The organism is Vibrio sp. D420a (genome assembly GCF_030248625.1).
In the GTDB taxonomy this organism is placed as follows: Bacteria; Pseudomonadota; Gammaproteobacteria; order Enterobacterales; family Vibrionaceae; genus Vibrio; species Vibrio fortis_A.
On sequence record NZ_JAHGAN010000043.1, the window covers coordinates 33,880 to 43,158 of the forward strand.

At 42.8% G+C, this 9,279-nt stretch carries 7 protein-coding genes; all 7 read left to right on the forward strand.

The window, feature by feature from the left end; all coding sequences use genetic code 11:
• The first annotated feature begins 27 nt into the window (after window positions 1-27).
• Entirely contained in the window at window positions 28-1,419 is a 1,392-nt protein-coding gene (locus KI743_RS21660; RefSeq protein ID WP_152471214.1) for a TolC family protein, read from the forward strand.
• Window positions 1,420-1,432: 13 nt separating this feature from the next.
• Window positions 1,433-3,145, forward strand: a complete 1,713-nt coding sequence (locus tag KI743_RS21665) for an efflux RND transporter periplasmic adaptor subunit (RefSeq protein WP_152471213.1) — start codon at window positions 1,433-1,435, stop codon at window positions 3,143-3,145.
• Window positions 3,142-6,267 (forward strand): efflux RND transporter permease subunit, encoded by a 3,126-nt coding sequence (locus KI743_RS21670; RefSeq protein ID WP_152471212.1) that lies wholly within the window; start codon window positions 3,142-3,144, stop codon window positions 6,265-6,267. Before KI743_RS21665 ends, KI743_RS21670 begins: the two co-directional genes overlap by 4 nt.
• 72 nt (window positions 6,268-6,339) lie before the next feature.
• The gene (locus tag KI743_RS21675; RefSeq protein WP_152471334.1) at window positions 6,340-6,879 is read left to right on the forward strand and encodes a cupredoxin family protein; all 540 of its coding nucleotides are present in this window, start codon (window positions 6,340-6,342) and stop codon (window positions 6,877-6,879) included.
• 58 nt (window positions 6,880-6,937) lie between these two features.
• Entirely contained in the window at window positions 6,938-7,456 is a 519-nt protein-coding gene (locus tag KI743_RS21680) for a hypothetical protein (RefSeq protein WP_152471211.1), read from the forward strand.
• Window positions 7,457-7,476: 20 nt separating this feature from the next.
• The gene (locus KI743_RS21685; protein ID WP_285468130.1) at window positions 7,477-7,917 is read left to right on the forward strand and encodes a DUF411 domain-containing protein; all 441 of its coding nucleotides are present in this window, start codon (window positions 7,477-7,479) and stop codon (window positions 7,915-7,917) included.
• A gap of 491 nt (window positions 7,918-8,408) precedes the next feature.
• Window positions 8,409-9,137, forward strand: a complete 729-nt coding sequence (locus tag KI743_RS21690; RefSeq protein ID WP_285468131.1) for a GntR family transcriptional regulator — start codon at window positions 8,409-8,411, stop codon at window positions 9,135-9,137.
• Window positions 9,138-9,279 lie beyond the last annotated feature (142 nt).

Consider the following 9,279-nt stretch of genomic DNA (forward strand, 5'->3'; position numbering starts at 1 on the left):
CATATCGTTTTACGTGGATAAACAACAATGAATATTGAATCAAATGGTTCAAGGGTTCTTAGAACCTTGAGCCTTGGGGTTGCAATTGCACTTTATGCAATGCCTGCCCTGTCACATACGAAGTCGAACGTGACTCCTCAAACTATCGCTACTTCGACGCACCAGCTGAATGCACTAATTGAAGTGGCTCTAGAAAATGATACGAGTCGTTCTCAATATGCTGCGCAATCACAGGCTGTGCGTGAAATGGGCGTTGCAAGCGCTACTCTCATGGATCCAAAACTCAAGGTGGGTTTTGGGGGGTTACCCGTCGATTCATTTAAGTTTGACGAAGATCCCATGACGAATATCTCTGTTGGACTAATGCAGCAGTTTGAACGTGGAGCAACGCTAGATCTTAACCAACGCAAAGCGAATCAACAGGCCGATGGTATTGCGTATCAGGTTCAGGTTCGTGAGCGTGAAGTGGCGAATAGTATTACTCAACTATGGTTGGAACTGGGCTACCTTCAACACGCAGAAACGTTGATTGAATCTAATCAACGTCTCATGGTAGAGATGGAACAGTATATTCAAACCAATTACTCAATCGGTAAGAGCGAAGCGCAAGATCTGCTTAACACCCAACTTCAAGTTAATAAGCTTGACGAAAAGCTGCAATCGAATCAACAAATGCAAAATCGAGTGGTTGCCCAGCTATCAGAATGGTTGGGCTCAGAGTGGTTGCATCGTCGTGCTATTGATTCGAATCAGGTTGGTTATCAACTAGACTGGTCGCGTTTGAATACGCTTCTGGATCAGCAAACCAGTGATACCCAGTACTACTCGCTTCTTAATCAAAACCCCATGGTACAAATGGCTGATGCTAATATCTCTGCCAATCGCACTCAAGTTGAGGTTGCAGAGCAATCTTATACACCACAATTCGGTGTCGAAGTGATGTACGCCTATCGTCAAGCTGACAACATGAAGGGTGAGCCAACTTCAGATTTGCTGAGTGCCTATCTTACTATGGATATCCCTCTGTTTACTGACAGCCGCCAAGATAAAAATGTAGCGGCCGCTCAATATCAAGTGGGCGCGGCTCAATATCAAAAAGATACATTGCTTGCGCAGATGAATTCCCAAGTCGTTGCCTTAACAACTGATAGAGAGAATCTTGCTGAGCGTATTGAGCGCTATCAAAGCCGGTTCATTCCTCAATCCAAAGCACGTATCGAAGCGGTTGAGCGCGGTTATCAGAATAATACCGCTCCGTTTGGCGATGTAATTATTGCGTCAACGGATGACTTGGCTCTTCAAATGGAACTTGCTCGTCTAATAACCGATATGAACCAGATCAATAGCAAGTTATCCATGTTACTTGGTGGTTTCGCGTATCAAATTTCTGCGCCAAATACTCAGTACAAAGAACAATAATAAAGGAATCAAGATGAGTACATTTAAAGTTGCAAGCCTAGCGCTACTAATAGGTGGCGCACTGGGTTATGGAGCGAATATTTACCTTTCAGACATGAACCACAACATGACTGGAATGACAGCTTCTGAGTCTAAATCAAGTGATGAACCACTGTATTGGGTTGCACCCATGGACCCAAATTATCAACGAGATAAGCCAGGAAAGTCGCCTATGGGGATGGATCTTATTCCTGTTTATGCTGATGACCTTAATGGTAGTAACGACAAGCCGGGAACAGTGAAAATAGATCCTGCTGTTGAAAATAACCTTGGCGTTAAAACGGGCACTGTGCAACAAGAAGCGCTTGCACCACGCATCGAAACTGTCGGCTATGTCGCCTTTGATGAGAGTCAACTTTGGCAGACCAATGTTCGTGTCTCTGGGTGGGTTGAAAAGCTTTATATCAATGCTGTTGGTGAAAAAGTTAATCAAGGTGACACGTTGTTTGATTTGTATTCACCTGAGCTTGTAAAAGCGCAAGAAGAACTGATCAGTGCCTACAAAACTAAGCGTAAAGGCATGATACAAGGTGCAACCGATCGTTTGATTTCTTTGGGGGTTGATCGTAGTCAAATTGAATCAATTGTACGTATAGGTAAAGCCTCACAAACCATTGAAATTAAAGCACCGGCAGACGGTGTTATTGCAAGCCTCAATATTCGCGAAGGTGGCTACCTTTCTCCAGCTCAAGCGGTGATTAGCGCAGGCCCTTTGAATCAAGTATGGGTTGATGCAGAGGTCTTTGAACGTCAATCCCATTGGATCAAACAAGGTAGTCAAGCATCTATGACATTGGATGCATTACCAGGTGGCGAATGGAATGGTGAAGTGGATTACGTCTATCCCATCCTTGATTCTAGTACGCGTACATTGCGTGTTCGCCTTAGATTTGATAATCCACAAGGCGAACTTAAGCCAAATATGTTTGCAAATGTCGCTCTGAAGCCAGTATCAAATGATGAAGTGTTAACTATCCCTCGATCGTCGGTCATTCGATCTGGTGGTATGACTCGAGTAGTACTTGCTGAAGGTGATGGAAAATACCGTTCTGCTCGAATCGAAGTTGGTCGTGAAGCCGCTGACAAGATTGAGGTTCTAAAGGGATTACGACAAGGAGAGCGAGTTGTTACTTCAGCACACTTTATGTTGGACTCTGAATCAAGCCAATCTGCCGATCTATCAAGAATCAATGGCCTCGAATCAATTGATGAAACGGCGTGGGCAACAGGTGAAATTACTGATGCAATGGTTGGACATAGAATGCTAACTATTAATCATAAGCCTGTTCCTGAATGGGAATGGCCAGGAATGACCATGAATTTCATAGTGTCAGAGCACGTTGAAATGGAACCACTTTCAAAGGGTCAAACGATTGACTTTGAGATGAAAAAATCTGAATCGGGTCAATATGAAATCGTTGATTACAAAGTAACTGAGCTGAGCATAAATACGGAAATATGGATAGACGGTGATGTTTCTATGTTGATGGCGGATTTTGGTATGGTGACTCTAAATCATGTTCCTGTGGCTGATTGGTCATGGGACGCTGGTGAGCTCAACTTTTCAGTAGGTGGCGACATAGAACTCTCAAGTTTTCAGGAGGGTGACAAAGTTCGGTTTCTAGTGGAGAAACAAGGCTCTGATTATCTTCTCAAAGAGTTAGTTAAAAGAGAGGATAAGCAATGATAGGTGCAATCATCCGATGGTCTATCAATAATCGCTTTTTGGTATTGGTAGCGACTTTTGCTCTAGTCTTTGGTGGATTATATAGCGTAAAAAATACACCAGTTGACGCTCTCCCTGATCTATCAGATGTACAAGTGATCATAAAAACAAGTTACCCGGGTCAGGCACCCCAAGTGGTGGAAGACCAAGTCACGTATCCGCTGACAACGGCAATGCTTGCCGTTCCTGGTGCTGAAACTGTTCGTGGATATTCGTTCTTTGGTGATTCTTATGTGTATATCATTTTTAATGATGATACAGATATGTACTGGGCTCGCTCGCGAGTACTTGAGTACTTGAGTCAAGTAGCGCCAAACCTTCCTCCAAGCGCCAAGCCAACCCTTGGTCCAGATGCGACAGGTGTGGGCTGGATTTATAATTATGTATTGCAAGATAAAACTGGAAAGCACGACCTTGCAGAACTTCGCAGCTTACAAGATTGGTTCTTGAAATATGAGCTACAAACTGTTGATGGAGTGTCTGAAGTTGCGACTGTTGGCGGTATGGTTAAACAGTACCAAGTACAAATTGATCCGGCTAAATTACGTGCATATGACCTTACCTTACAACAGGTCAATATGGCTATTCAAAATGGTAACCAAGAAAGTGGAGCATCTGTAGTAGAAGTTGCAGAAGCTGAACATATGGTACGAACAACTGGTTACCTGTCTAGTATTGATGACATTAAAGCGCTTCCTCTCAAAGTAAGTAAAAAGGGGGCTCCTCTATTATTAGGTGATGTGGCTGATATTGATCTCGGACCTCAGATGAGACGAGGAATCTCTGAGTTAAATGGTGAAGGTGAAGCCGTAGGTGGCGTAATTGTTATGCGTTTTGGAGAAAACGCGAGCGAAGTGATCAGTGATGTTAAGGATAAACTAAGCGAACTTCAGCGTAGCTTGCCGGATGGGGTTGAGATAGTTGCTACTTACGACCGATCTACGTTAATCAATGCAGCGGTTGAGAACCTTTGGAAAAAGCTCGCTGAAGAGTTCATTGTTGTCGCTATTGTATGTGCGCTGTTCCTATTCCATATACGATCTTCGCTAGTTATCGCATTGAGCCTTCCGGTCGGTATTCTAGGGGCCTTTATTGTCATGCACTGGCAAGGCATCAACGCCAATATTATGTCGTTGGGTGGTATCGCGATCGCAATAGGTGCAATGGTAGACGGTGCTATCGTTATGATAGAAAACGTACATAAACACATTGAGCGGACGCCATTGACTGACAAGAACCGATGGCAAGTTATTGGAGATGCGGCGCAGGAGGTTGGTGCACCGTTATTCTTCTCGCTACTGATCATCACGCTGAGTTTTGTCCCTGTATTCGCATTGGAAGGTCAAGAAGGCAAGATGTTCTCACCACTTGCGTTTACTAAAACTTATGCAATGGCGGCAGCGGCAGGTCTTGCGATTACGTTGGTACCGGTTCTCATGGGGTACCTTATTCGAGGAAAAATATTACCAGAGAACAAAAATCCTATTAATAAAGGATTAATTGCTCTTTATAAGCCCTTACTGAATATCAGTCTTAAATACCCGAAAAGTATGATTGTATTGGCTATTGCTCTCATGGGGTCTGCTTACTATCCAACAACGAAGCTAGGTAGTGAGTTTATTCCTCCTCTTGATGAGGGTGATTTGATGTACATGCCAACCACCTATCCAGGTATTTCCATTGGTAAAGCACGAGAGTTACTTCAGCAAACAAACAAGCTAATTAAGACCGTACCTGAAGTGCAGACAACATGGGGTAAAGTCGGTCGTGCTGACACAGCAACAGACCCTGCTCCCTTAACTATGATTGAAACGGTCATTCAGCTTAAACCTCGAGATCAGTGGCGTGAGGGTGTGACAACTGAGTCGCTAAGAAAAGAGTTTGATGACTTAATTCAATTTCCTGGTTTAACTAACGCATGGGTGATGCCTATAAAAACACGCATCGACATGTTAGCAACGGGTATCAAAACTCCAATAGGTATCAAGATCGCAGGGAGTGACTTAGCTGAAATTGAGAAAATAGGTGCTCAACTAGAACCTATTCTTAACAATATTGCAGGCACTGCATCTGTATATGCAGAGCGTGTTGCCGGTGGTCGTTATGTCACTATTGATATCAATCGACCAGCAGCAGCTCGATACGGTCTTAACATCAAAGAGATACAACAAGTTGTTTCTACCGCAGTCGGGGGTATGAATGTTGGAGAAACCATTGAAGGTCTCGAGCGTTACCCAATTAATGTCCGCTATCCACAAGATTATCGTGATTCAGTCGTTAAGCTTCAGCAATTGCCATTGGTTACACCTAGTGGGGCTAGAATTGCTTTGGCTGATGTCGCTGATATTCGCTATGAAGATGGACCACCAATGATTAAAACAGAAAATGCTCGCCCAAATGGCTGGGTGTTTGTTGATATTGATGGCCGAGACCTAGGATCTTACGTTGAGGAGGCAAAACAGGCAGTTGCAGAGCAACTTGATATGCCAGCAGGCTATTCAATTGCATGGTCAGGTCAATATGAATACATGGAACGTGCGAAAGAACGCTTGGGTGTCGTTGTGCCGATTACAATTGCCATCATCATGCTACTGCTTTATTTCAGCTTCCGACGCGTAGGTGAGGTGATGATTATCATGCTGACTCTGCCTTTAGCGATGGTTGGTGGTTTGTGGCTCATGCATTACCTCGGTTACAACTTCTCAATCGCGGTAGGTGTTGGTTTTATTGCTCTAGCTGGGGTTGCTGTTGAGATTGGAGTCATCATGTTGGTGTACCTCAACCAATCATGGCATTACACAAAGCTGGACGCCAAAGAGCAAAGTAAATCCTTGAATGAACAAGATTTAAGTAACTCGATTCAAGAAGGTGCTGGCTTGCGTGTTCGTCCGGTAATGATGACGGTACTTACTGTGATTATCGGTTTGATCCCAATCATGTACGGTGAGGGGACTGGATCTGAGGTAATGCAGCGTATCGCTGCCCCAATGATTGGTGGCATGGCCTCAGCTCTCTTATTAACACTCCTTGTACTTCCAGCGATTTTCAAGCTTTGGAAAACACACGAACTTAAACACGGCTAAAACACCTTCGGGCTAAGAATGAACTTAGCCCGTCAAACTCATAAATGAATTACTAAGGAAAACAATATGAACATGAAAAAAACACTACTTGCCGCTCTTCTTTCGATTACAGCAACATCTGCAATGGCAGAAATAGACCACTCTAAAATGGATCATTCAAAGATGGATCACGGTAATATGAATCATGGTGATATGGACCATAGCAAAATGGATCACTCAATGATGTCTATGGAAGGGATGTCTGACGTTGGTATGCCAGCAACAGGTGCAAAGCCAGATAAAGTGGTCCATGTCTTGCTGGCAGATGACATGACAATCAAGTTCAAAAGAGAAGTACAAATTGAACCTAATGATGTAGTTCAATTTGTGGTTATGAATGTTGGCAAAATTGATCATGAATTCACTATTGGCTCAGCGAAAGAGCAACTTGAACACCGAGAAATGATGAAGAAGATGCCTCATCATATGCATGATTCTGGGAATGCAATTACAGTACAACCGGGTAAAGCTAAGCAGTTGATTTGGCACTTTCACGGTGATAGCAAGGTTGAATTTGCATGCAATATTCCAGGACATGCAGAAGCTGGCATGATTAAAAAGGTGAGCTTATAAGCAATAAAGGAATCTGATGATGCTAAAGCGTTCATTCATACTCGCGAGTATGTTTAGTGTGAGCTTATTCTCTTATGCTTCAGAAGACTCAATTTCGGTCGGTGAATCCACTTTTCGTACTGTAGGTGGATATGGATGTATTGCTTGTCATGGACTTTACGGACAAGGTGGGGGCAATGTCGGCGGAAATGTTAGGGGGAGCACTCTTGCAGACTTGGAATATAGCCTAAAGCATGAAAACACAATGAAGCTCCTAGGTGACGTATTGAGTCACCAAGATAAGGTAAATCTAGCGAATTACTTGGAATACCTTGGTGCGTTTCAATTAGTAGATTGGATTTATGAAGACTTTGAAGGTTCAAAGTTTTTTTTCTCAATAATGAATGGTGCAAAGAGCCAATTGATAGTGTTCAATAAAACTTTTGAGCCAATGTCGATTGATCTTTCTTCTTTGGCTGGTGAGCATTTAATTTTGCGTGTTGAGCCTTACGAGACTCAGCTATTTGAATGGCTCCCCGAGAAAGGTGTCTATGAGCTGAACTATGGTAATGAAATCATAAACATTGATGTAAAATAGAACTTAGTTAGGTAATTATTATGAATAACAAATTGAGAATTATTGCGTTTTCCTCTCTACTTTTTAGTTTTAATGTACTTGCTAAGCCAGTAATTGAGCTATACAAATCTCCTACGTGTGGTTGCTGTAAAGAATGGGCTGCAATTATGGAGAAGAAAGGCTACGAAGTTAATGTTAACCCTGCTCGTGATTGGAGTGATGTCAAGCAAGAGTTTGGTATGCCTAATCAACTTATGTCCTGCCATACAGCTGTCATTGATGGGTATATGATTGAAGGGCATGTTCCTGAGTCTGATATCAAGCGCTTGCTGGAGGAGAGACCCGAAAATATTTCAGGACTTGCCGCTCCCGGTATGCCGCAGCATTCGCCGGGAATGGCACGACCGGGGCAGGAGTACAAAGACTTTAACGTTGTGTCTTTTGATAAGACAGGTCAAATGAAACTATACAGTAAGTATTAAAGGACTTAGTTTCTACTATGCTCTTGGATCAGGCTCTTTCTTCGATATAGGGAAAGAGCCTTTTTCATGCAATCTCGCAACTCAGTATGTTCACCAACACAAGCGACTTTAATAATTTGTTTTTATTAGATAGGTACACATATTACAACTATGCTTTTCGAACAGCTGACTTGAGTGTGGTAATTTTACAACCTTGAACTTAAGTTGTTGTTCAAATTTGCAGACTTTCGATACAGTTTTATGCGAACTTGTGTTGCAAATAGTATTTTAACTCTTTGAGAGTTGGTTCGCGTTATGAAGACTTATGTTGCAAGCATCACTTTAAAAAAGCCGCTCTTCATGAGCGGCTTTTTGCTTTTCTGGCCCCTTCCAATTCACCTCTGTTTCTCCTCATCTCTTTGGTTAGAAATTGTTTTCTCTCGCTTTGCAGGCTTGGTATTCCTTGATAGCTTGAGTAATATGAACCGAACCCCCTTAGTTTTTATGGAATTATGACTGAGTTATTTGAGCAAAAAAATCTGCAGCCGCTGTACATTCAAGTCGCGGGAGAGTTAAAGCGCGAGATTGATAAAGGCACTTACCCTGCGGGCAGTAAGCTACCTTCTGAAAATCAGCTGGTTGATCTGTTGAAAGTCAGCCGAGTTACGGTGCGTAAAGCGTTGCAGCAGCTCAATGATGGCGGTTATATCTTTTCAGAGAAGGGCAAAGGCAGTTTTGTTAAATCCAATAAGCTGCGTCATGACTTCTTATCTATGTCTGGTTTGGCGCAAGAGGCGGCAGGTGCGGGTCTGGAAGCGACCAATATTGTCGATGCCTTTGAGGTGCAGCCTGCAGATGAGCTTGTCGCTCAAAAACTCAATATCTCTGCTGGTGAGCCGGTTAATTTTGCTCGTCGTTTAAGGCTAGTTAACGACCAAGTCGTCTCATTTGAAGAGTTCTACATCCCACGAGTACTACTTCCCAACCTAACAAAAGACGATCTCAAGGGATCAAAGTTCGAATATTTGAGTCGTCACGGTATTGAGATGGTCAAGACGCAACAAAAGTTATTACCGGCGTTGCCTGATGTGACAGTTCAGCAATTTTTAGATGTTGGAGAGCTTGATCCCATCTTGATCAACCAATCTCAGAACTACTATGAAGAGCAGAAAATATACGAGTACTCAACGGTTTACTATAAATCTAGTCTGTATGATTTTGAGATAACCGCACGAGTTTAGAGAGTGTCGAATAGCCCACGTTTGTGGGCTATTTTTTTATCTATAGGTTTTTGAATGTAAGCAATCTTATGCATTTCAGGTAAACAACAAGTGTGACGAATAACAAAAAACGACAACGAAAAATACAACCTGTATCTAACTT

Bases quoted from the DNA above. Each gene is read 5' to 3' on its own strand.
- KI743_RS21685 (WP_285468130.1), top strand. From the start codon at position 7,477: ATGAATAACAAATTGAGAATTATTGCGTTTTCCTCTCTACTTTTTAGT.
- KI743_RS21660 (WP_152471214.1), top strand. From the start codon at position 28: ATGAATATTGAATCAAATGGTTCAAGGGTTCTTAGAACCTTGAGCCTT.
- KI743_RS21670 (WP_152471212.1), top strand. From the start codon at position 3,142: ATGATAGGTGCAATCATCCGATGGTCTATCAATAATCGCTTTTTGGTA.
- KI743_RS21675 (WP_152471334.1), top strand. From the start codon at position 6,340: ATGAAAAAAACACTACTTGCCGCTCTTCTTTCGATTACAGCAACATCT.
- KI743_RS21690 (WP_285468131.1), top strand. From the start codon at position 8,409: ATGACTGAGTTATTTGAGCAAAAAAATCTGCAGCCGCTGTACATTCAA.
- KI743_RS21665 (WP_152471213.1), top strand. From the start codon at position 1,433: ATGAGTACATTTAAAGTTGCAAGCCTAGCGCTACTAATAGGTGGCGCA.